Origin of the sequence: Alcanivorax sp. (assembly GCF_019431375.1) — a bacterium.
Classification (GTDB): Bacteria; Pseudomonadota; Gammaproteobacteria; order Pseudomonadales; family Alcanivoracaceae; genus Alcanivorax; species Alcanivorax jadensis_A.
In genome coordinates, this window is sequence record NZ_CP080267.1 from 785,536 (window position 1) to 808,110 (window position 22,575).

At 58.7% G+C, this 22,575-nt stretch carries 24 protein-coding genes and 2 pseudogenes; 9 read left to right on the forward strand and 17 right to left on the reverse strand.

From position 1 onward, the window contains the following. Positions 1-319 precede the first annotated feature (319 nt). Positions 320-1,546, forward strand: a complete 1,227-nt coding sequence (locus KZ772_RS03515) for a HipA domain-containing protein (protein ID WP_290538481.1) — start codon at positions 320-322, stop codon at positions 1,544-1,546. 2 nt (positions 1,547-1,548) lie between these two features. Then, positions 1,549-1,824, forward strand: a complete 276-nt coding sequence (locus KZ772_RS03520; RefSeq protein WP_290538482.1) for a helix-turn-helix transcriptional regulator — start codon at positions 1,549-1,551, stop codon at positions 1,822-1,824. Positions 1,825-2,020: 196 nt separating this feature from the next. On the opposite strand, the gene KZ772_RS03525 is transcribed toward KZ772_RS03520, so the two are convergent. From KZ772_RS03525 to KZ772_RS03545, 5 genes are all read right to left on the reverse strand, one after another. Then, positions 2,021-2,320: a HigA family addiction module antitoxin gene (locus KZ772_RS03525; RefSeq protein WP_290538483.1), complete on the reverse strand. Its 300-nt coding sequence runs from the start codon at positions 2,318-2,320 to the stop codon at positions 2,021-2,023. 22 nt (positions 2,321-2,342) lie between these two features. Continuing rightward, entirely contained in the window at positions 2,343-2,567 is a 225-nt protein-coding gene (locus KZ772_RS03530; protein WP_365870767.1) for a type II toxin-antitoxin system RelE/ParE family toxin, read from the reverse strand. 205 nt (positions 2,568-2,772) lie between these two features. Next, positions 2,773-3,759 (reverse strand): transposase, encoded by a 987-nt coding sequence (locus KZ772_RS03535; protein ID WP_290538485.1) that lies wholly within the window; start codon positions 3,757-3,759, stop codon positions 2,773-2,775. 138 nt (positions 3,760-3,897) lie between these two features. Continuing rightward, complete coding sequence (locus KZ772_RS03540; RefSeq protein ID WP_290538486.1) at positions 3,898-4,062, reverse strand: rubredoxin; 165 nt, start codon at positions 4,060-4,062, stop codon at positions 3,898-3,900. After that, positions 4,055-5,254, reverse strand: coding sequence for an alkane 1-monooxygenase (locus KZ772_RS03545; protein WP_290538487.1), 1,200 nt, complete (start codon positions 5,252-5,254; stop codon positions 4,055-4,057). The genes KZ772_RS03540 and KZ772_RS03545 overlap by 8 nt, the downstream gene beginning before the upstream one ends. Positions 5,255-5,419: 165 nt before the next feature. Between KZ772_RS03545 and KZ772_RS03550 the strand changes: the two genes are divergently transcribed. Beyond that, the gene (locus KZ772_RS03550) at positions 5,420-6,430 is read left to right on the forward strand and encodes an AraC family transcriptional regulator (RefSeq protein WP_290538488.1); all 1,011 of its coding nucleotides are present in this window, start codon (positions 5,420-5,422) and stop codon (positions 6,428-6,430) included. A 14-nt stretch (positions 6,431-6,444) separates the two neighbouring features. Here the strand turns inward: KZ772_RS03550 and KZ772_RS03555 are convergent, their stop codons facing one another. Genes KZ772_RS03555 through KZ772_RS03570 form a run of 4 tightly spaced genes read right to left on the reverse strand, consistent with a single transcriptional unit; the run spans position 6,445 to position 11,974 of the window. Beyond that, entirely contained in the window at positions 6,445-8,529 is a 2,085-nt protein-coding gene (locus tag KZ772_RS03555; protein ID WP_290538489.1) for a DUF6160 family protein, read from the reverse strand. A gap of 13 nt (positions 8,530-8,542) precedes the next feature. Continuing rightward, positions 8,543-9,697, reverse strand: coding sequence for a hypothetical protein (locus KZ772_RS03560; protein WP_290538490.1), 1,155 nt, complete (start codon positions 9,695-9,697; stop codon positions 8,543-8,545). Then, on the reverse strand, positions 9,687-10,367 hold the full coding sequence (locus KZ772_RS03565) for a hypothetical protein (RefSeq protein WP_290538491.1): 681 nt from the start codon (positions 10,365-10,367) through the stop codon (positions 9,687-9,689). Before KZ772_RS03565 ends, KZ772_RS03560 begins: the two co-directional genes overlap by 11 nt. Then, a complete protein-coding gene (locus tag KZ772_RS03570; protein WP_290538492.1) occupies positions 10,364-11,974 on the reverse strand; it encodes a hypothetical protein in 1,611 nt (536 codons plus the stop codon). The genes KZ772_RS03565 and KZ772_RS03570 overlap by 4 nt, the downstream gene beginning before the upstream one ends. A 492-nt stretch (positions 11,975-12,466) precedes the next feature. On the opposite strand from KZ772_RS03570, the pseudogene KZ772_RS03575 reads away from it, so the two are divergent. The 5 genes and pseudogenes from KZ772_RS03575 to KZ772_RS03595 all read left to right on the forward strand — a co-directional run. Then, a pseudogene (locus KZ772_RS03575) lies at positions 12,467-12,704 on the forward strand (transposase); the annotation flags it as partial. A gap of 328 nt (positions 12,705-13,032) precedes the next feature. Continuing rightward, complete coding sequence (locus KZ772_RS03580) at positions 13,033-13,965, forward strand: IS5 family transposase (RefSeq protein ID WP_290539514.1); 933 nt, start codon at positions 13,033-13,035, stop codon at positions 13,963-13,965. Positions 13,966-14,137: 172 nt separating this feature from the next. Continuing rightward, positions 14,138-14,320: a type II toxin-antitoxin system RelE/ParE family toxin gene (locus tag KZ772_RS03585; RefSeq protein ID WP_290539527.1), complete on the forward strand. Its 183-nt coding sequence runs from the start codon at positions 14,138-14,140 to the stop codon at positions 14,318-14,320. Continuing rightward, positions 14,299-14,418: an addiction module toxin RelE gene (locus KZ772_RS03590; RefSeq protein WP_290538493.1), complete on the forward strand. Its 120-nt coding sequence runs from the start codon at positions 14,299-14,301 to the stop codon at positions 14,416-14,418. Before KZ772_RS03585 ends, KZ772_RS03590 begins: the two co-directional genes overlap by 22 nt. Positions 14,419-14,449: 31 nt before the next feature. Next, positions 14,450-14,653 carry a type II toxin-antitoxin system VapB family antitoxin gene (locus KZ772_RS03595; RefSeq protein ID WP_290538494.1) on the forward strand — a complete coding sequence of 68 codons (204 nt, stop codon included), beginning with the start codon at positions 14,450-14,452 and terminating at the stop codon, positions 14,651-14,653. 520 nt (positions 14,654-15,173) lie between these two features. Here KZ772_RS03595 and KZ772_RS03600 read toward each other — a convergent pair. Beyond that, positions 15,174-15,713 carry a hypothetical protein gene (locus KZ772_RS03600; RefSeq protein WP_290538495.1) on the reverse strand — a complete coding sequence of 180 codons (540 nt, stop codon included), beginning with the start codon at positions 15,711-15,713 and terminating at the stop codon, positions 15,174-15,176. A 309-nt stretch (positions 15,714-16,022) separates the two neighbouring features. Here KZ772_RS03600 and KZ772_RS03605 point away from each other — a divergent pair, with 309 nt between their 5' ends. Beyond that, on the forward strand, positions 16,023-16,166 hold the full coding sequence (locus tag KZ772_RS03605) for a hypothetical protein (RefSeq protein ID WP_290538496.1): 144 nt from the start codon (positions 16,023-16,025) through the stop codon (positions 16,164-16,166). Between the two features lie 804 nt (positions 16,167-16,970). On the opposite strand, the gene KZ772_RS03610 is transcribed toward KZ772_RS03605, so the two are convergent. The 7 genes and pseudogenes from KZ772_RS03610 to prpF form a co-directional block, all read right to left on the reverse strand. Then, entirely contained in the window at positions 16,971-17,687 is a 717-nt protein-coding gene (locus tag KZ772_RS03610; RefSeq protein WP_290538497.1) for a nucleotidyl transferase AbiEii/AbiGii toxin family protein, read from the reverse strand. Continuing rightward, positions 17,684-17,845 carry a hypothetical protein gene (locus tag KZ772_RS03615; RefSeq protein ID WP_290538498.1) on the reverse strand — a complete coding sequence of 54 codons (162 nt, stop codon included), beginning with the start codon at positions 17,843-17,845 and terminating at the stop codon, positions 17,684-17,686. The genes KZ772_RS03610 and KZ772_RS03615 overlap by 4 nt, the downstream gene beginning before the upstream one ends. Before the next feature lie 181 nt (positions 17,846-18,026). Next, positions 18,027-19,511: a bifunctional 2-methylcitrate dehydratase/aconitate hydratase gene (locus KZ772_RS03620; RefSeq protein ID WP_290538499.1), complete on the reverse strand. Its 1,485-nt coding sequence runs from the start codon at positions 19,509-19,511 to the stop codon at positions 18,027-18,029. Positions 19,512-19,584: 73 nt separating this feature from the next. Continuing rightward, positions 19,585-20,031, reverse strand: a pseudogene (locus KZ772_RS03625) (PrpF domain-containing protein); the annotation flags it as partial. 128 nt (positions 20,032-20,159) lie between these two features. After that, the gene (locus KZ772_RS03630; protein WP_290538500.1) at positions 20,160-20,576 is read right to left on the reverse strand and encodes a DUF86 domain-containing protein; all 417 of its coding nucleotides are present in this window, start codon (positions 20,574-20,576) and stop codon (positions 20,160-20,162) included. After that, positions 20,564-20,953: a nucleotidyltransferase domain-containing protein gene (locus KZ772_RS03635; RefSeq protein WP_290538501.1), complete on the reverse strand. Its 390-nt coding sequence runs from the start codon at positions 20,951-20,953 to the stop codon at positions 20,564-20,566. Before KZ772_RS03635 ends, KZ772_RS03630 begins: the two co-directional genes overlap by 13 nt. 401 nt (positions 20,954-21,354) lie before the next feature. Then, the gene (prpF, locus tag KZ772_RS03640; protein WP_290538502.1) at positions 21,355-22,533 is read right to left on the reverse strand and encodes a 2-methylaconitate cis-trans isomerase PrpF; all 1,179 of its coding nucleotides are present in this window, start codon (positions 22,531-22,533) and stop codon (positions 21,355-21,357) included. Between the last annotated feature and the right edge of the window lie 42 nt (positions 22,534-22,575).

Here is a 22,575-nt window from a genome sequence, read left to right on the forward strand (position 1 = left end):
TTCACACTCATAACACCGTCATTCCGGGGTTATTCGCTGCACTCACCCCTTCGGGGCCAGCCTTCGGCTGTTCTGCGCTGCGCTGATGCCCCGGAACCTCCCTCCCCCGGCAGAGCCATTCATTCGAAAAGGGCACGGCGAGCTGAAGGAGGTTCTGGGTGTCCCCGATTCAGCACTGCCCCTCCCAGAGCCTCACTCTTTACCTTTAACGCAAAAAAAAGGCATTTAAAAGCCGCTTGTTTTTCCCTATAGTGCACAAATGAACAATAAATGTACGATCCAGATATTCACAGATAACACGTGGCATGATGCTGCTAGCGTGACGCTCACTAACGATGAGCAGCAAGGCTGGAAAGCCTCCACCCGAGCCGGCTACACCCTCGGCCATGTCCTGAACTTTCAAGGCAAGCGTGATGCCCACGCCTGCACCTATCAATGGCCAGTGAGCATGGAGTTGCTCCAGCATGAAAGTTGGCCCCCCTTTCTACTGGACTTGCTTCCCCAAGGGTTTGGACGCCAGGAACTGCTAAGGCAACTGGAGTTGCCAGAAACTGCGACTTACTCAGCCGACTGGGCGTTGCTGTTGGCTGGCGCCGGCAACCCTATTGGCAACCTTCGCATCAAGGAAGCCGCCGAGCGCAACCAGCAGGCGAACACACCGCTTACCGGCTTTCATTACAGCGACATTGCCAACAGGCATGAAGATTTTGTGGAATACCTAGCCAGCCATGGGCTCTTTGTAGCGGGCTCATCTGGCGTACAAGGCGAGTGGCCCAAAATCCTGCTGACAGAAGCCGACGACGGCTTGTTATACCTGGATCACACCCTTCCCGATCATAAAGCACGCAAACACTGGCTGGTGAAATTCCAGCGCAGCCACCAAGCCGACCTCAAACTGATTCTGGAATGTGAAGCGAAATACATGACCCTGGCCAGGCACCTGGGGTTGCGTGTTCATGGTGAGCTGGAAAACCACAACGGCGCCCTTTTCATCCCCCGCTTTGACCGCCAATGCGATAAAGGCAACGTCACACGTATCGCCCAGGAAAGTCTCGCCTCTCTGTGCCAGAAAGCAGGATTTGGGCTACGCATGACACACAATGAAGCCTGCACGGCAATTGCCGGAGCCTGTAACGATCCCGAGCAGGAAATCATCGAATACCTGAAACGCGATATAGCCAACATCATTCTTGGCAACAAGGATAATCACAGCCGCAATACCGCCATCAGCCGTACAAACAGCGGCCATATCGCCCTTACCTCCCTGTTCGATTTCGCGCCGATGTACCTACACCCGGAAGGCATCGCTCGCTCCATACGGTGGGCGCAAGATGATAACGGCCAGCCAGACTGGAACAGCGCGATCAAGCAGGCAGCGACTGCCAGCGGGCTGCCGCCGGAAAGCCTGGCAGCAGGCTTGAAACCGCTACTCCCACTATTACGCACTCTGGGGGAAAAGATGCGCGAACTGGATATCCCCACCCCAATGATCGAGCGGGCTGAAAGGCTGGCAGAAATGGCCGTTAAGTTGCTGGAGGCAATCTAGCCATGGACAAGCGCTACACCCAACTCACACCCCATGAGCAACTGGCACGCCGGCAAGCCGTTTACCAGTCCATCGCAGAGCAACCCGGGCAGCCACTCGCCCAGATCGTGGCTCTGTTAAGAAAGGAGCTACGGCTTACCCTTGATGAGATGAGTCGACTTACCGGTGTTTCAGTGCGAGTGATTCACAGCATCGAAAACGGCCAGGGTAACCCGACGCTGGGCACTGCGGAAAAACTGTTAAGGCCTTTCGGCTTACGCCTGGGAGTTGTCAAATAAGTCGGTCGCGGCCCACGTAATAAAACGAGGGAGCACGGGTCCCTCTTGGCAATGCCCAAATTTTTTGTAGGAGCTTGCCTGCAAGCGAATGGGGCCGAACCACAACCCTCAAAAGACGGTTCGCCTGCAAGCAGCCTCCTACAAGGTCAAACGAGGGAGATTCTGAGGCCGATTCACCGATTCAAGCCTGCATGCGCTACGCCGTCACAGCCGGCTGGACCTTAGGCTCAGGCGTTTGCCTAGCCTGCCACAAGTCATACTGCAGCTGCTGGCGCAACCAGCTATCCGCACTGGGACCATTCGCCGGGCCTCCCAGCCACTTCTCCAGTCGCCGTGCCAGATCCACAGACACCGAGGCATGGCCATGTAATACCCGGCTCAGCGTAATCCGTGACACGCCAAGCTGGCTGGCCGCCTGCGTCACGGTCAACCCCAGCTCAGGCAAAACATCCTCTCGCAGAGTTTCCCCTGGGTGCGGGGGATTGAACATCACCATGGTGATCTCCTCAGCCTTCGCCTTAATGATAATCCTGATAATCCACCAGCACGGCATCACCGTTCTCAAAGGTATAGGTAAGCCGCCAATTGCCACTCACCTTCACCGACCAATGATTCTGGAGCGTGCCTTTCAGCGGGTGTAAATCCCAGCCTGGGACATTCATATCCTGCGGGCCTACAGCCACTTCCAGGCGAGCCAGTTGTCGGCGGAGCTTCGGTACATGCTTGGCCTGGATGCCTTTCATAGTGCCCGTCTCATAAAACTGTCTCAGGCCCTTATGCCGAAAGCTCTTGATCATTGCCCCTCCCTGGCTGCCACAAAAATAGTGTATCTCGTAGCGTTACACTATACAATCCCTAACAGACTTAACACCGAGGTCTTGGTCCGTCATGCCCGCGCCTGTCGCCTGTTGGTCAGGACATCCATAAACTTGGTCCCATCTCAAAACCTCACCCCAGCGCGCAAGCCGCTTTTTGCCCGGCAATCCAGCGCCGGCCAGTGGCTTCGGCAAAAGCTCTGACCTTCGCCAGCGGACCAATAGCCAGTGGGGCTCGCTGCTTCCTGGGTGCCATATTTTCCAGCCAGACCGTCTGATCCACTCCCAGACGATCAAGGATGCCCGCCGCAGAACCATCTATTGCGCCACGCTTGTCCGAACGTAGGGCTCTGCCTGTGGCATCCACCAATTCCAGATAATCCATCAGTCGCATGCGGCAAATCGTCGTGCTGTCATCGCTTTCGATATGCTCCCCATCCACTAATGGCAGAAGCGTCGGGACTTTCTCGATAGAGGATTTATTCTGGACAGCGCGGCTGCGCTGCTGGAGGGAGGTGTAATCCGACGTTTCCGGGGTGGCTGCCATGCCGGCCCGTACCGGGTTCAGGTCCACGTAGGCCATACAACTAAGCAGGGCCTTTTCATCCAGCAGCGCCTGACTCTTGTATCGCCCTTCCCAGAAGCGACCTTTGCAGCCGTCTTCCTCGTTTGCCCTGCGGGCCAGATGCTCATTCAGGCAGCGCATGAACCAGCCCAGGTCATACAGCCGGGAGCGCCATTCTTCCACAATCTCCAGCACCTTGAGGCTTTCCACCTCGCCGGTTTCATCACGCAACCAGCGTTGCACCAATAGCGGCCCGGAAAACAGCCGCATCCAGTGCTCAGCAACTTCCCGCTGCGTCCAGCTTTCCGCCCGAGCCTGATCAACCCTCAGAACCACATGGTAATGGTTAGACATCACCGCATACGCGCACAAATCAATGGCAAACACATTCACCAGCGTCGCCAGGCGCTCTACCACCCATTGCCGGCGATGTTCGTAGTCCTGACCGGAATAATGGTCACGACCACACAGAAACGCCCTGCGCACGCAGCGGCAGATGCAGTGATAAAATGGTGTCTCAGATAGGGATACTTGCTGGTAACGGGCTCGGGTCATGGTTGCCTCCTTGCTTATCCATGACCTCAACATACTGCCCTTTTGAACAGGCAGCCATCAGCAACGGCCGGTGAATGCCGTAGGATATCTGCCAATGTCTGGGTGTCCTATTATTCTGCATCAGGACGAGGCTGGCCCTCACGCTTCCATTTGCTCGAAATCCTCCTTGTAACGAACACTGCATTGCGGGCAGACGAAGTCATCCGGCAGGTTTTCAAATGGCATCGGCGGATAACCCTCACGCTTTTCGCCAACGGCTTCATCAAAGATGTAGCCGCAGCCGTTGCATTGATACTTAGCCATGGGACACCTCCCCGGCACCGTAGCGGGCGACGATCCGGGTGCGTTTCGCCGGGTCGATATTCACCTTGCCCAGATCGCCATCAATATGCGGCAGGGCCAGCACGCGCTTGTCCATCACCCGATACCAGAGCCAGGGGACATAGGCGATCAGGAACATGCCGAAATAGCCGTTCGGCAGTTCGGGAATATCGTCGAAGTTACGCAGGCTTTGATAGCGGCGAGTCGGGTTGGCGTGGTGATCCGAGTGACGCTCAAGATGGAACAGCAGGATGTTGCTGAAAATGTAGTTGGCGTTCCAGCTGTGATGGGGCTGGCAGTGCTCGTAGCGGCCGTTTTCCTTGCGCTGGCGCAGCAGGCCATAGTGTTCGATGTAGTTGGCGCTGGTAAGCTGAAACCAGGCCCAGAAGTTGTGGATCAGAAGGAATGGCACCATGATCCAGCCGAACAGCACGATCAGCCCGCCCTGCAGTAGCGCACTGAGCGCGTAGGATTGCAGGATCTCGTTATCGGCACTCCAGGCCGACTTGTTCAATCGCGCCAGACGCCGTTTTTCCTCGTTCCAACCGCGCCGGAATGCACCGGGTATCTCGCGCAGCATGAACTTGTAGATAGACTCGCCCATGCGCGAGCTGGCCGGATCTTCCGGCGTCGCCACATCGCGGTGATGGCCGCGGTTGTGCTCTACACAGAAATGGCCGTAGGTGCTGACGGCAAGGACGACCCGGGCAAGGATGCGCTCGAACACGGGCTTCTTGTGTCCCAGCTCATGGGCGGTATTGATGCCCAGCCCGCTGTAGATACCCGCGGTGAGCGCCACGGCCACGATTGCCCAGGCGGATAACGGCTGCGTGCCCACAAACCAGGCCAGGGCAAGCAGGACCACAAAGTGCATGGGCACTGTCAGCCAGGTCAAGATACGGTAGTAACGATCTGCTTCGAGCTGGGGCACCAGTTCCTCGGGGGGATTGTTTTCGTCCGCGCCGAAGACGCTATCCAGCAGCGGTACAATGCCATAAATGAAGAAGAGTGGCGCCAGCAACAGGTATTCGGCCTTGTTCAGGGCGAAATAGCCGGCTATGCCAGAAAGAGCCAGCAGCGGCAGGATTAGTGAGGCTACCCAGAGGTGACGTTTTTTGTCTGTGTATCGGATCAGCCCTTTTTCAGGGTGAGTCAATTGGTAGGTGACAGTCATAAGGCACTCCTATTGTTATCGCGCGTGTTGTTGCGCGTATCGCCCTTGACTTTAGCGGGCTTGCGCACCAACCTGAATTTCATCTAATGACAAAATGCGGATCATTAAGTGACAAAAAGGGAAGGTAGCAACGGTCCTGCTCCGGGTTCCGAGGGGGGCTATGACGTGGCGGCAGCCTATGTGCGGCTGATTTTGCAGGGTGTCAGCATCTCGCCTGATCTCGTACTTGAAGGGTCGGGGGTCGCCGTGGAGGGGCTGGACGAGCTGGAGTTTGTTCCCTGGCAGTCGCTGGCGGCCATATTCGACAATCTTGAGGCCCACGCTGGCTCGGCTGTCTGGCCGGTGGAACTGGGGGCGCGCCTGAATATCACCTCCCACGGCGCTGTCGGCTTTGCTGCCCTGACGGCGCCGACGGCGGGTGATGCCGTCGCCACGATCGCGACCTATTACCGGGCCCGTATTACGGCGGTGGAGATGCGTCTCCGCGAGGAAGATAACGTGATGCGGCTCGTGCTACGGGATGTCACCGGTGATCCGGTTTTCACCGGGCGCATTGCCCTGATCGTCATGAAGGTGGTCGAGTCCATGCTCGAGGCGATACTCGGTACCATCCCTGACAGGGCGTTGCAGATCTGTCTGGCAATGCCTGAAGGGACACCGGCCCGGCGGATAGCAGGCCTGTATCAGGCCCGGGCCATGTTCGGCGCGGACGGTTACAGCATCGCCATGCCGGCCGGTTGGCGAACACTGCCGTCCCCGCTTTACGAGAGGCGTGTCTACCGCGAGAACATACTGGAGTGTCAGCGGGAGATGGGGCGCAACAACACCTTTGCAACCGCCGGCGGCATGGTCAGAGCCCTTCTTCGGGCCCATCTGGAGACCGGTCTGGCGGGAGGCGGTGTCTCCGCGAGACCGCCCACGCTGGAAGAAATCGCCGGGCGCATGGCCGTGACGCCGCGGACGCTGATGCGACGGCTGCAGCGGGAAGGCGACAGCTACCAACAGATACTGGATTTACTGCGTCAGGAATATGCTGCGCGGATGCTTGCCGACGCCAGACTGGATATCGCCGACATCGCAATGCGGTTGGGGTATAGCGAGCCGCCGAATTTCTGCCGGGCCTTTCGCCGCTGGTACGGCGTTTCGCCGGCGGCATGGCGACGGACCATGCGCTGACGCCGAGCGGCGCCCTAGCGTTGCCGCATCAGGGAAAAGGCGCCATGCCACTGTCCGGAGGGGATGGCGACACTTCCCACCTGGTCGTTACCCAGCGTCACGGTGTTGACGAGGAAGGGCGCGCCGCCCGGCACAGTGGTGCCGAACAGGATGTCGTTGCCAATCTGTAGTTGAGCGGTACGGGGTAGAGCCTCGCTTTCGGGAATGAGGTCGACCCGGCCATTGGCCAGGCTGAGATTGCCGGTGATCTGACCGAAGGTCAGGCGTGTGTCCGGCCGGCCCGGTTCCGCGATCGACACATAGCTGCCCTGAGGGCCGCTGTTAGCGAATTCCGCGACAGTCAGGTCAGTCAAGCGAAGATCCGCTGAATACCCCATGAAAGACTGGCCGGCAGGCGCTGGTTTAAAGAGCACGTCGAACCGGTCGAACTCCAGATCGGCATCCACATTCAGCAGGGCGATTTCGCTGCCCAGGTCGCCCCCGGTAATGTCGCCGCCGCCGAAACGGCCGTTGAAGGCGGCCCTAGCCTGGCCGGACCGCAGCGCCAGTCCTTCCGGTTCCAGCGTCAGGAACATGTCCTCGAAGGCGAACAGCAGGTTGGAACGCAGGAAGCCAATGCCCAGGTTGATATCCGTGTCGCCGATCATGAAATGGCTGCCACTGTTCCAGTCGGCACTGTTGGACTGGATCTTCACGATGCCGTCCATCTTCATGCCGGTGGTATTGGCACCGGTGGTGCCCGGATAAACGAACAGGTTGGCGTCCAGGTCCCCCAGGGTGTAGACCAGGGTCCAGGGAAAGTCCTGGGTTTCCGGCGTACCCTGGCCGGAGGTGTCGGCGTAGTCACCGTCGGCGTTGATATCGTCCAGCAGACTCACCTGGGCGGAGTAGGCGTGCAGGTTGCCGTCGCGGATCAGCAGGGCGAAACCGTCTTCCGCCGCCACGTTCAGGTACTGCCCGCCGCCCGGACAGGTGGGGCCGTTGACCGTGCCGCCCCAGCACAGGCCGCCCGGCTGCTGCCCGGCGTTGACCGCATCCAGAGTGATGTTCGGAAAGTTGAGGGCATAAGGTGCGCCGGCGAGCTTGCGCCAGTCGCCGAACACCGCTTGCATGGGGCTGCCCGGTTCACTGGTATACCAGGCGAAATCGCTGGCGAAGTCGCCACGCAGGCCGAAGTGAAGGCCCTCGCTACGGTTGGCGATATCTTCCGAGCCGTCCGCCGCCGTGCCGTACCAGACGCCGCCACCGGCCAGCCAGGCGCGGAGGTCCACCATCCCGCCCTGCCAGCGCCAGCCCAGCACGGGCAAGTCCGTTGCGGTACGGGTGAAATCCCCGCTCGGCGCTCCTTCGTAGCGGAAATCCAGGTTCAGATCCACGGTGGCGGTGGGTGCTGCGACAAACAGCTCCCCCGCGTCCAGCCCTACCGTGCCGGCGCTCATGGCCAGCGCCAGGCGCAGATTGTCGATGGTCAGTTCCGGCGCCCCGCTGGCACCCTGCCGGTAGAAAAACTGCCCGCTGCCGGTATCCAGAGTCAGTGACGCGTTGCCGAAACTGCTGTCCAGGATGCCCCGGTTTACCAGCCGGACATGGGGCTCCGTATCCAGCACCAGGGTGCCGAGGGAGCGCGTCGGATCGGCGCCGTGGGTGATGCGATCGAGTCGCACCCGGGTGCGTGTTCCCTGCCAGTCGAGGGCCAGGAGCGGGTCGACCCCGTCGGAGCCCGCATCGAGGGTCAGCACATGGCTGAACGGAGTCGTCGCCGGGGCACCGTCGGCGCCGATCGGGGTGACGGCAACCGTGTGCAGTTGTGCTGTCGCCTCGGGGCTGATGGTGACGCCTCCCACCTGTGTCACGCCCCGATCGACGGTCCAGTCGATCCGGTCCGCGGTGACCTGGTCACTGGCCAACTCGAGTACCAGCCCATCCCGGGCGGCGACAGCGGCCAGGGACGGGTCATCGAGCGGTTGCAGGGCCGCCGCCGCGACCGGCACCAGCAAGGCGCCGAGGCAGCCCATCCTGGTCAAACGGCATCGGGACCGGCCGACATTGCCGGGGCCCGAGGTATTCACGACCGGGTGCGGACGTTTTTCGCACGCCATGGCATTGTCTCCGTCAGCAGAACACTACCGAGCCGTAACAGTTGTCCGGCGGCAGCTGGTTGAGGTTGACGTTCTCCAGGTTCGCGCCTTCGCCCAGGGCGCTCAGGGCGTCGAGCAGCCTCAGATCCACCGTCGCACTGGCGTTCTTGATCGCGGCATAGGGAATATTCATCCACCAGCCGCTGTTGGCCACCGCTGCGTAGCCGGTCTTGTCGAAGGTGGGCCAGGCGACCTGCTCGCGCTGCAGGGACAGGAAGAAATCCCCGCTTTTGGAGGAGTCGAGCAGTACCTGGTGGATAAAGCGCAGGTTTTCCTTCAGGTCGGCCGCGGCCGTGGTGCCGTTGAGGCTGCCGCTATACACATAGGCGGGGATATTGGCCAGGATCACGGCGTTCATGCGGGTGCCGCGGACAGGCTGGAAGTAGGGATCCTGGATCTCGTTGCTGGTGTTGTTGTCCGGGTTGCCGTCGCAGTTGGCATGATCGGCGGTGGCGGTGTTGCCGAAGCAGATGGACTGATCGCCGAGAGCGGTACCCGCCAGAATGTTGGCGGACACCTCCAGGTTCAGGTTCCCGCTCAGCCGGTTGATGCCGGAATGGCAGGCGAGCGCGCCGCTGCCGTCACCGGCCGAGGTATCGCAGGTGCCACCATGCTCCAGATTGACCTGGCCATTGCCGTAGAGGCGGCCGATGCCCAGCATGCCATCGGCAGTTTCGAAGCCGATCTTGATGCCGGCGATCTCTCGCAGAGTCTTGCTGTCGGCGTTGCGTACGGCAAATTCCACATAGGGGCGCCGGGTTTTGAAATCGCTGGTGACCGGATCGCCGGGCTGATCACCGTTGCGTCCCATAAAACGCAGGTAATCGATGTCAAGATCGCAGGCATTGGCGACCAGGTTCTCGTTAGTGCCGCCACAACCGAGCTGTAGTCTGTCGATATTCAGATTCATGTCCAGATCGACGTTCAGGCCCGAGCGCATAAAGGTGAAGTCGGTGGTGCCGCCGGCGGTGCCGCTGGGGGCGATCTGGTCGCTCCAGAACAGGGCCTGCTGGCCGCTGATCTGCGCGAGCTGCGCATCGGCCATCCGCTCCATTGCCGCCACGGGCATGGACAGCGACGCCAGCAGTGCCAGGGCGGCGCTACGGCGCGCTGAGGGTTTAATAGCCATAAATGCGTACCTTCCCGTCGATATCGATTTGCGTTTGCCGGCCCAGTTCGGCATCGGCGACGCGCACTCCGGCAAAACTGCCGTTGGCATCCGCCTGGAAGCCTGTACTGCCATATTCGATGGCGATGCGGCCGATTTCCAGCCCGAGGATGACGTCGGCCTCGAACACGCCCGCCGTGCCGGTAAAGGACAGCATCAGGGCCGGCAGGCCGTTGGGGTCGCAGCCGGCCAGCAGGCAGGTGCCGTTGTCGTCCTGGAAGCGGGTGGCGTCGTAGTAGGCGGTCGAGGTGGCCGGGTTGAAGGAGCCGTCGATGTTCAGGCCGTCGAGGAACAACCGGCCGAAGAAATCCTTCAGTACTATCCACTCGCCGCCGCCGCCATCGCGGTTGGCGAATTTCAGCCCCAGCCGGCAGGGATTGCCGATGCCGGTGCAGGAGGACAGGCTGGCGAGAGGGGCGCCGTTTTCGTCCGCGTTGATGCGCAGTTCCAGCAAGGTGCCGACCCCCTCCCTGGCCACCACTCCGGCCAGGGCCGCGTCGCTCATCGGCACCAGGCCGGTGTCGATGCTACCCTCCGCCGCCACGGTTTCACACAGGGGGAGCAGCAGCATGACGACAGCGGCCAGGACCCGGCGGGCCCTGCCGACCGGAAAAAACAGTATGTTCATCATGGCCCCGCCCCCAGGCTGGTGATTTTCAGGTGCTGGATGAGCAGGCCCTCAATCCGGCCATCGCCGAGATTGACCGCGCTAAGTCCGGTGCGGGTCCGGGTAAGGGTGGGCGGGGGGTCGTTGTAGTTGCCGGAGGTATCGGGCTGGGTGGCGGTGGCGGTGAACGTGGACGCCTCCGTGGCCTTGATGAAAATAAAGCCGTCATCGGTGGCGGCGGAACTATTGCACAGCGTGCCCGCGGCGCCGCAGTTGGCCCCGTTGCCCGGGTACCAGTCTCCCCAGCGGATAAAGCCGTGGGTCTCGTGATAGCGCGACGGCCGCTCGGTTCGTTGATAACCGCAGCTTGCACCCTGATAGCGAGCGTCCACGCAACCCTCGCCAGTGCCGCCGTTCAGGCCCGGCAGGCTGTAGAAGTCGTTGTAGGCATTGTCCCGGTTCGGCAGGCGGGTCAGCTCGATCACGAAGTTGCCATCGCCGCCGGCGCCACTGCCGGGCACGTTATCGTCCAGAATCAGCGACTGGTAGAACAGCTGGCCCATCGGAATCCAGCTATTGACGTTGCGGAAGATCAACCCCGGCGCATCGCCAGTGCCGGTGCCGTTGTCGAACTCGGGCACCACGCCCAGGGCGTCGCCGCTGGCGGCGGTCTGGGCCAGACTGAAGCGGAAATCCCCGGACAGGGCAATATTGAAGGTCATGCCGACGGAGCGATCAGCATCGTCCTGATTCTGGAACAGCCGGAACAGGGTGCCGCGGCGGACGGTTTCCTCGGTGAAGCTGGTGGGCCCCGGCGTGGAGGTGCTGTTGGTCGTGGTGCAGGTGCGCGGGGTACCGAATCCGCTGCAACCACCACCACCGCTGCCCGAGGTGGTGGTGGTGGTGGTTACCTGGGAGGTAGACACCAGCACATTGTTGACGTAGGTCTCCTCGGTGGTTTCGGTGGTGGTTTCCGCCGTGTACTGGGTGCAGGCAAAACCGCAGGAGGTGACGGTGGTGGTGGTGGTGGAATCCTTCGTTGTCACCACGTAGGTGCTTTCCCGGACAGTATCATCGACCACGGGCCGGCCGTTGATCAGGGCCTGGCTTTGCAGCAGGCCGTTGTTGGTGGCGCCGCTCTTGCCGGCTTCTATCTCGCCCCAGAACGACCAGCGGTAGGGGTCGGAGGCGGTGGGGCCGACCATTTCCAGCACCGTCTTGGTCACCTCGGTGTTCTGGAAATCGAAGCCGGTCTTGTCGAACACCCGCAGCAGGTAGGGGTTGTCGAAAGGGGCAATGGTGGCGCCGGTGAGGGACAGGGGGCAGAGCGAATGACCGCAGGCCTCGCCGTTCCAGCCCAAGCCGCCGGCGCCACCCGCGCCCGATACCGTCAGGCCATACCAGCGCAGATCGCCGCGCTGATAGCCGGCCCCGACACCCGGGTCCGTGCCGATCTGCTCGATATAGCCGGTGTTGCGCATCTGGAAGCGGAAATCCTCCAGCACCAGGGCGATACCCTCGCCGGTGACCGCCGCCAGGGCGTTGTCGGGCAGGGATTCGAGGGCACTGGCCGCTGTCCCGACGCTCAGGCCGCAGGCGACGAGAAAGAGTTGCAGCTTGCTGATGTGCATAGGGAGCCAGCCTGTTTTGTTATTATTGACTTGCCTGACCTTTCTTTTTACCAAATCGGCCCCCGGCTTGCAAGCCCGGCCCTGAAGGCCCTAAGGTCGGGCCTTGCCGCATTGACGGAAGGCGCCGGGGCGCCGGTGTAAGGGGCTCGTCGAAGCGGTGGAACTCCAGACCGGCGCCCCGGGCGACGCCTTCCGGCCGTCAGCAGAGCACTGCCGTGCCAGTTGTCCGGCGGCAGCGGGTTGTGGTTGACGTTCTCCAGGCTCGCGCCTTCGCCCAGGGCGCTCAGCGCGTCAAGCAGCCCCAGATCCACCGTCGCACGGGCGTTCTTGATCGCGGCATAGGGAGCATTTATCCACCCGCCGCTGTTGGCCACCGCTGCGTAGCCGGTCTTGTCGAAGGTGGGCCAGGCTGCTTCATTCTTATTTGTAGTGGCCTAATGAGTCCGGACACCAACGTAGGTGGTAACGTTACCACCTTAAGCGAGGTGTCAGATAACCAGCAAACGACGTTCCTTGACTCCTGAGTTCAAGCAGAAAGCCGCCAGCCTGGTGCTGGATCAAGGCTACACAGTTCCCCAGGCCATCGCATCGCTTGGTGTCGTCGAGAGCGCGCTGCGGCGCTGGGTTAAGCAGCTTGAGGCGGAACGCCAAGGTGTTACCCCCCAAAGGCAAGGCCCTTACCCTGGAGCAGCGCCGCATTCAGGAGTTGGAGGCCCGTTGTGAACGCCTGGCCTTGAAGGCCATGGTGCACCGTCTATGCAGGCAAAGCAGGAGTTCGGCGGGCAGCCGCACGATACAAGGGGTGCTCAAGTGAGCAGGGGCTGGAAATCGGTCTTTTCAAGGTGCGCAGACTAATGGATGAATTGGGACTGATTTGTAAGCAACCGGGCCGCATGCCTACAAGCAGGCAACTGTAGAGAGACAGGATATGCCGAACCATCTGGATGTTCATGCGGTGGTTTCTGCTAAGGAGTTATTTAGGGAACCTCTGAAAAACTCCCCGACTTTGCCATAATCAGGGCTTTCTATCAGCCACTTTCCGGGAATGCCATGAGCAGCTGACTTTTGCCGAAGCCGAATACGAACACAAGAAGCGCAAGACCCGGCGGGAAGTGTTCCTTGAGAAGTTGGATCAGTTGCTACCCTGGAAGGCGCTGGAGTCCACGATTGCGGTCTATTACGCCTCCGGTAGCACTGGCCGGCCGCCGTATCCGCTCTCCAGCATGCTGCGCATTCATGTCATGCAGATCATCTACAACCTGAGTGATCCGGCGATGGAAGATGCCTTGTATGAGATCGAGTCTATGCGCCGTTTCGCAGGGATTCGGCTCTCTCGGGTTCCTGATGAGACAACGATCCTGAACTTCCGGCACCTGCTGGAGCAGCACACTCTTGGCAAGAAGCTGTTCAAGAAGATCAACCGTCAGTTGGCACGACATGGCCTGATGGTTCGGGAAGGCAGCATCGTTGATGCGACGATTATCGACGCCCCCAGCTCGACGAAGAACAAGGAAAAGGCCCGTGATCCGGAGATGCATCAGACCAAAAAAGGCAATCAATGGCATTTTGGCATGAAGTGTCATATTGGCGTCGATGACACAGTGGGTCTGATTCATAGTCTTGCCACTACCGCCGCGAATGAGCATGACCTGACGGCATCAGACCAGCTTTTGCATGGCAAAGAGAAACGTGTCTGGGGAGACGCGGGTTATTGCGGTATCGAGAAACGCGAAGAGCACAAGAACCGTAAAGTGGATTGGTTTATCGCTGAGCGTCCTGGTAAGCGCTCCACGATGTCGAAGGTTGCGCTGGAATGCGAAACCATCAAAGCCAGCGTACGTGCCAAAGTGGAACATCCCTTCCGAGTGATCAAAGGCATGTTCGGTTACAGCAAGGTTCGCTACCGGGGTCTGGCGAAAAATACCAACCGGCTCTATCTCCTGGCGGGGCTGCACAACCTGTTGAGGGTGAAACGGGTGCTTCTGCCCTAGGGGCAGTGCGCCTGATTGCCGCTAAAGTGCGGCAATCAGGCGAAAAAATGAACACTCAAGAGTGAATTGTGGCCTGAATTTGATGGCAGAAGCCTGTTGATCATCGTAAAGGCGAAAAAAGCGAGTTATTCAGACCTTCCCTAACCCTTCGTCGGCTTGAAGATACCAACTAATGGAATTGTTCTGGACTCTCAAGGCAACAGACAACCGCGACGAAATTCATGAATACATCGAAACGGATAACCCTTCTGCCGCTTTAGCACTTGATGAATTTTTCTCGGCACGCGCGCTGCTCATCTGCTCGATCACCCGGACAGCGGCCGGGTCGGTCGTGTGTCCGGCACCAGGGAGCTGATTGTGCATCCACATTATATGCTGGTCTATGATGTACAGGGTACACGGGTACGGATACTGAGCGTCGTACATACAGCACGGCAATGGCCGCCTTTCTAAAATGCATCATCGTTACTGCAAGGCAGATCAAATGCGCATCACTTTGACTATTGATGACCAGCTATATCAACAAGCCCTTGCCATGGCCGACCCAGGTGTTGGTAAGGCTGATTTGTTTCGTGAAGCCATGCGGACTTACGTGCGGGTTCAGGCGGCGAAACGCCTGGCGTCATTGGGCGCGGCGGCGCCGGAAATGCGAGATATTCCCCGGCATGGCGGAAGCGATGATTTGTGACTGCTATGATCAAAGGGCTCCGTTTAGGTAAAACATCTCAATAGCTGGAGTAGCGTGCACTCTTCGTTGCTGGGGAATGACGTGATTGGCGGCTTTGGTCTGGACAGAATCGCGCCGCCGGCGCCGCTCCTCGCATGTTGCATGCCAACCACTGAGGTTCGCTTGCAAGCAAGCTCCTACAAACCCCTTATGCACATGACGTGTGTACTCTCAGCGGCGACGCAGGACTCCCTCATTTTGACGAACTCATAACATCGTCTTTCCGGACTTGATCCGGAATCTCCCTCTGCTGGCAGAGCCATTCGGAGAGGCCACGGTGGGTTGAAGGAGGTCCCGGGGCGACCAGCGCAGCGCAGAACAGACGAAGTCTGGCCCCGAAGGGGTGAGCGCAGCGAATAACCCCGGGATGACGCCTGAAGGGGCTATTCGCAGGACAGCCCTGTCGCTTGCAGGCAAGCTCCTACAAACCCTTGCATGCATGATGTGTGTGTGCTCTCAGCCGGATTTATCAGCAGCGCCGTTAAAGCGAGGTCGGGAACAAGGTATCGAATTCCTGTTGGAAATCACTGTTTTCCGGGGAAATAGCCAGCCGTGCTTGCACCTCCACAATTAACCGTTGAGTCGTGGAGTAAAGCATGGGGCTGAGCTGGTGGAGAGTATTGAAGTGTTCGGCGATGATGGCGTAGTCGGTTTCGTAATCATGGGCGGCCATATTGCGTGCCATTCGGCTTTGTTGCCACAATTCAGCGGAATCCAATACACCCAGTTTTTCGTAAAAGACCAGCACCTTGAGGAAGCTGTCTGCGGGTTCACTCATCAGCAAAGCCGTATGACGCATGGCAGCTGCCAGGGTGTCTTGCAGTTTGGCGAAACGCTCATTGATTGCTGCGAGGGTTTCAAACAGGTCGACATCTTTGCGGTGCTTTTCAAGAAAGGGGCCGTGTAATGGCCAGTCGATCTTGCCTTCCGATTGGTGTAGAAACCAGGCGCAACGCTGTAGAGCCACCAGCAAACCTGCCAGGTGGCGACGTTCATTATCCAGCATTTGTTGACTACTCATACAAGCCCCCTACGTGGGCCGCTTGCAAAATTAGGCAACAGTTCGCGTCGCCAAAGCGCCCAGCTCTGCGTTGGAAAAGTTTGAAATAAGCCCACTATTCCTGCTCTTTTCCGCCTAGATCTGAACACTTTGGCTGCGCTCCTTTGTTACCGAATTTCACAAGCGGCCCACTAGCCTCTGAGATTTGCCCCTTGCCATGGATTCAAAATCCGTTGCAGGTCTGCCGGGTTCGCTGAACAGCAGGTCCACAGGCATGGAAAGCTCTTGTTCTAGCCTGAGTTTGAGTGCAGCCCTGGCAAGCAGAGGCACATGCTGCGGGCACTCAAGCAACAGATCCAGGTCTCCACCACGCCGACTGTTGTCGAGACGCGAGCCAAACACCAGAACGCCAACCCCCTCGCCAAGACTGCCGGTGACGAGATCGCGGATGGTTTGTTGTTGTTCAAGGGTTAGGCGCATGTGAAGGGCTTGGTGGTTGATATGCCATCCATGTTACCCGGAGGTTGGCTTTTGGAGCAATCCAGGCACTGCGGTGGCTGTTACACCGTCCGATGCATCGGCTCGCTTTGGGGTAATAACATTTCCATGCTTATAGAGCCGTCATTCCGGGCTTGCCCCGGAATCTCCTCCGGTTGGCAGGGCCTTTCGGGAAGGTTGCGAGCGGCTGAGGGAGATCCCGGGGCGACCAGCGCAGAACAGAACAGACGAAGTCTGGCCCCGAAGGGGTGAGCGCAGCGAATAACCCCGGGATGACGAGGTGTTCTGACTTATTCGCTGGGCGGTTCACTTGCAAGCAAGGTTATTCGCTTCGCTCACCCTACGGGCCGCACGGAACTACGTGCGTTACTCCGCTACGCTCCGTTCCTACAGGAAAGGGGGTCATGAGCGGGAGTGTTTAAGGGATCTAGGGAGCCTCTGAATAACTCCTTGCGTACTCAGCGTGGCCTGAAGGGTGCAGCTGTTGTGTTTTGTCGCGACGGGCAGGGTGGTTCCCTTTCCTAGCGACAAAGCGCAGCAGATGTGCCCTTCAGGCCACGCCCTCCGGGTCTTCCAGGCTGGCCCGCACTCGTTGTTGCGTGTTGAAGGTGAAGAGCCGATGGATCGACATACACCTTCAAAATCGCGCCCTCTGTGCTCTGCGAGTATAGATTGCGAGCCAGCCTGAAAGACTGAGCATGCAAGGAGTTATTCAGAGGCTCCCTAGAGTTCAGATCACTTTTGCTGCTGGCAGCCCGTAGTACAGACCAGTCAGGGGCATCAATGGCCTTGTAATCTTCTCAGCCATGATTTGGCAGTGTCATTAATCAGAGAAGAGGCGAGCTCAGGTTCTATCTGCATTTCATCGACTAGCCGCTCAACAGACTCTTCTGGTTTACAGGTAATGAGCTCCAGAGACTGGCGCAGTGAGCGAGAAATAACGGCCTCTCCATAATGATTCACCGCAGCTTGCCAGGCGGAGTCAGGAATTCCGCCCCACTCTCTTCGCATCATGCAAAGATCAATCAGATCTTTATTACTGCTTCGATACCGATCTGCATTGGCTAGGAGCTTGGTAGAAAAACAGCTTTCCTGTGCTACAAAAGGAACAGGGAAAAGTGAAGTACGGCTATCGGCCAGGATTCCCTGCTCATCGAACTGGATAAGCTCCAGTTTTATTGGACGGCCGCTCCCATCGATAATGCTCCGTATGGCATCCCGATCAGCACGAATCTCACGGCCCTTATAAAGAGCCGGTTGTTTGCCTGGTTGGAAGATGTCTCCAAAGCTGTTCTGGGTAATGGAAGAACGAGCCGCTTTGTAGGACTCTCTGCCCACGCAGAACAAATCAATATCAATGGATTCACGGTATTCGCCAAGTTCCATGGCGATTCGCGTACCACCACCAAACAGAATGTTGTACTCAATCAGGAAAGGCCCATTCAGGGCTTCGAGGATGCTCCAGATAGTTTGATGATGTGGCCTGAGCAGTTTCATGCTGTCAGCATGACCCCATGTCCATACTTGGTTGCCAAACGAGTTATCATGGCCTTCTCTTCCGGTTTCAGCCGTTTCTGGTCCACATAACGCCAGCGGGTTTCATAGAGATGAAACGCCGCTTCCTCGGAGACAAGGCGGTCCGCTCGGTCCCACATAATGAGATCCAGTTCGGGGTAGTATTCTCTGTCTATCAAATTTTCCGCCATACTTGTCATACCAAGCTATCCAGAAGACTACTTGCTCACTTTATCAGCAGCACGGTACGCAGAGCAATTGGGGCTTGTTAGCAGGGTGGTTCGCTTGCAAGCAAGCTCCTACAACAACCCGAAGATGCTGTTAATGGGACAACATGTCCATAAATTCGTTGACTGGTTGAGACTCTAGCTCATCGCGGTCCTGGCACAACTCGAGGATACGTTCGGCTCTCCCCGACGGGAAACAGGTCAGCAGGTTCTGACGGAATTTGCTTTCCAGAACCGGGATGCCCTCTTCCCTGCGGCGACGGTGACCGATGGGATACTCTACGGCCACCTTGTCCGTGTGGGTGCCATCCTTGAAGAATATCTGGATGGCATTGGCGATGGAGCGTTTCTCCGGGTCGTGGTAATCCGCTGAATACTGCTTGTCTTCCTGCACCTTCATCTTATCGCGCAGGGTGTCGATAAGGGGGTGGTTTTTGTGGAAGTCATCCTCGTAGTGCTCGGCAGTGAGCTCACCGAATATCAGCGGTACGGCAACCATGTATTGCAGGCAGTGGTCCCGGTCAGCCGGATTGGCCAGCGCACCCTGTTTGGAAATGATGCGAATGGCGGAATCGTGGGTGGTGAGTTCGATGCTGTCGATCTGGTCCAGGTGATCCTTCACTTGAGGATGCAGAGTGACCGCCGCTTCACAGGCGGTCTGGGCATGGAACTCTGCCGGGAAGCTCAGTTTGAAGAGAATGTTCTCCATGACGTAGGAGCCATAGTTTCGCTGAAAGCGGAATTTACGCTCCGCGTCGGGTTTTATCTGCTGGTCCTTGTTGGTCTTGGAAAACAGCACATCGTAGAAGCCCCACTGCTTTGCGGTCAGCGCACTGGGGATGCCCATTTCCCCTCTCAGCGCGATATCGGCCAGCCGCACGGCCCGGCTGGTGGCGTCGCCAGCGGCCCAGGATTTTCGTGAGCCTGCGTTGGGGGCATGGCGATAGGTACGCAATGACTGGCCATCAACCCAGGCATGGGAAATGGCGGAAAGCAGCTGTTCGCGATTGGCGCCCATCATTTTTGCCGCCACGGCCGTGGACGCCACTTTCACCAGCACCACATGATCAAGCCCTACCCTGTTGAATGAATTCTCCAGCGCCAGTACGCCCTGTATTTCGTGGGCGCGGATCATGGCATCGAGCACGTCTTTCATGGTCAGCGGTGCCCTACCCTGCGCCACTCGCTTCTGGGAAAGGTGATCTGCCACCGCCAGGATCGCGCCCAGATTATCCGATGGGTGCCCCCACTCTGCCGCCAGCCAGGTGTCGTTATAGTCCAGCCAGCGAACAATGCAGCCGATGTCCCAGGCGGCTTTGACCGGGTCAAGGCGGTGCAGGGTGCCGGGAACCCGGGCAGCATGTGGGACCAGGGTGCCCTCCACCAGCGGCCCAAGGTGTTTGGTGCACTCGGGAAACCGCAGTGCCAACAGCCCACACCCCAGGGTATCCATCAGGCAGTGGCGCGCGGTGTCCCAGGCTTCTTCCGAGTCGATACGGTAGTCCAGCACATAGTCGGCAATGGCCTGGATTTCCGGGTCGTAATCCGGGCGTTCGTTGCTATCGACGTTGGTAGACATGATCAAGCCTCTTATTCCCTGGCAAACCCTTTCTTGATGCAAGCAAGCATCATCTCCCACACACAAACCAGCGTCAGAAACAGTCGCCGGGGACCCGTACCCAGCCTTCCATCAGCACCCGTGCGCTGCGGCTCATGCTGGCCTTGGTGGCAGTCCACTGGCCGTTCACTTGCTGGGCGCCGGCACCGACGCGCAGGGTGCCGGAGGGGTGGCCAAAGGTTACACTGTCACGTTCGCCGCCACCGGCGGCAAGGTTAACCAGGGTGCCCGGCACTGCCGAGGCACTGGCAATGGCCACGGCGGCGGTGCCCATCATGGCGTGGTGCAGTTTGCCCATGGACAGGGCCCGCACCAGCAGGTCCACCTCACCTTCCCCAATGTCCTTGCCACTGGAAGCGGTGTAGGCCTTCGGTTTTGCCACAAAGGCAATTTTGGGGGTGTGCTGACGGGCTTCCGCTTCTTCGATGTTCTCGATCAGGCCCATGCGCACGGCGCCATAGGCACGAATGTAGTCCAGCACATAGTCGGCAATGGCCTGGATTTCCGGGTCGTAATCCGGGCGTTCGTTGCTATCGACGTTGGTAGACATGATCAAGCCTCTTCTACGCTGGTGGAGGCTTTCAGGATGGGGACGTAATCACGTTCAGGTCAAGTTTCAATAATAGCCATGGTCGCAGCAGCAAAACCCGTAAAATCATCAAGGTGATGCTTGGCGATAGCGAATACGATGTTCCAGTCAAGAACATCGTAATTATGGACTGCCATATTCCGAAAACCGACAGATTTCTTCAGCTTCTCGGACAACAATGAAGTGATGATTTCCAGCTGAGCGAGACGATCGAAGGTCTCCCCCATGGTATTGGGCGGCGGCACATCATGGTCCACCAACAAGTGCGCACCGATATCAACACATAACTGCACGGCGCGACTGAGATTCAGAACCAGGATGTCCTGAATGTCGGGGTCATTTTCCAGCACTGAGGCGGTGTCCGGACGTTTGAGTTCCACACGCTTTATACAGCGACGTAAGGATTCCAGCTTCCGTTCAATAATCAAGATATCCATTGCTGTCTCCGCTCGGACAACAAACGGCGAATGGCGGGCAAAAAATCTTCGCTGTTATAGATATGGCGCTGTATCAGCGCAACATGTTGACTGTCTGAGCCTTTCAGCCGCTTACCATCCCTGAGAATCTCGCCCAAGAGCGGCTCTCCTGCCTGGTTAACGTCGACAAGATCCACCGGGCGCCCAGCAATACTTGCCAATTTGGCAATTATTTCCATTTTCCTGGGCGCGGAGAGAGGCGCGACCGTCTGAATCGCTACATCAAGGTCGCTTTGATACTTTTCGCTGCCCTTTGCCATGGAGCCAAAGACATAGGCAAGGCTCACGTCAGATTCGTGATCCAGGTAGTCTCTAACGTGTTCAAGGGTGGTAGCCATGCTCGCTCCGCTGGGGTTTGCGACATCCATGATGTTAGCAGAATACGAAGGTAGCAATAAGGTTTTCGCTTCACTGGCCGCTTTTGATTCGTTAGCCCGAGAGGAAGGCCTTGCCGGTGAGTTAGTGCTTTTGTGGGAGCACATGTTGGCCTGGCAAGGAACAACGCCCGGTATTATCTGGTGCCGTTCTGAAAAACCTTCTCTGCTCGGGCAATTTGTAAACCCAGCCTCGCTAACGCTCGGTTCGCCATGCAAGCATGGGCTCCTACAAAACCTGCCCCCACCGTAGGAAGCTGCTTACAGGCCAAACTCGCCGTTAGCCTCAAAGCGAAAGAATTCGCCTGCAAGCAACCTCCTACAGTGGAGCGCTCCTAACAGGCTCTGTTTTTACAAAAATCAACTCAGAAGCAGTCGCCGGGGACACGTACCCAGCCTTCCATCAGCACGCGGGCGCTGCGGCTCATGCTGGCCTTGGTGGCGGTCCACTGGCCGTTCACTTGCTGGGCTCCTGCGCCGACGCGCAGGGTGCCAGAGGGGTGGCCGAAGGTGACGCTGTCCCGCTCGCCGCCACCGGCGGCCAGGTTAACCAGGGTACCCGGCACTGCCGAGGCGCTGGCAATGGCCACGGCGGCGGTGCCCATCATGGCATGATGCAGCTTGCCCATGGACAGGGCCCGGACCAGCAGGTCCACCTCCCCTTCTCCAATTTGCTTGCCACTGGATGCGGTGTAAGCCTTGGGTTTTGCCACAAAGGCAATTTTGGGGGTGTGCTGACGGGCTTCCGCTTCTTCGATGTTCTCGATCAGGCCCATGCGCACGGCGCCATAGGCACGAATGGTCTCGAACCTCTGCAGCGCCTCCTTGTTTTCGTTGATGTCGCCCTGCAGCTCTGTACCTGTGTAACCGATATCTTCTGCGTTCACGAAAACCGTAGGAATACCGGCATTGATCATGGTCGCCGGAAAGGTGCCAACGCCGGGGACTTCAAGCTCGTCGACCACATTGCCGGTGGGGAACATGGCGCCGTCGCCATCTGCCGGATCCATGAAGTCTACCTGCACCTCTGCGGCCGGGAAGGTCACCCCGTCCAGCTCGAAATCACCGGTTTCCTGGACGTCACCGTTGGTGATCGGTACGTGGGCAATGATGGTTTTCTGGATATTCACCTGCCAGATGCGCACCACGGCAATGCCGTTCTCGGGAATCCGGTCGGCTGCGACCAGGCCATTGTTGATGGCAAAGGCTCCTACCGCCGCGGTCAGGTTGCCGCAGTTGCCGCTCCAGTCGATGAAGGGCTTGTCGATGGAAACCTGACCGAACAGGTAATCCACGTCGTGATCGGCGCTGTCACTTTTGGACAGAATCACCGTCTTGCTGGTGCTGGAGGTGGCGCCGCCCATACCGTCGGTGTGCTTGCCGTAGGGGTCCGGGCTGCCGATGACGCGCAGCAGCAGTTTGTCACGGGCCTCGCCGGGCACCTGGGCCACTTCCGGCAGATCGGTGAGGCTGAAGAAAACGCCTTTGCTGGTGCCGCCGCGCATGTAGGTGGCGGGGACTTTTATTTGGGGTGCATGGGGCATGGGGCTTTCCTGTTCTGTTGGCTTTGTGCTTCGTAGCGTACC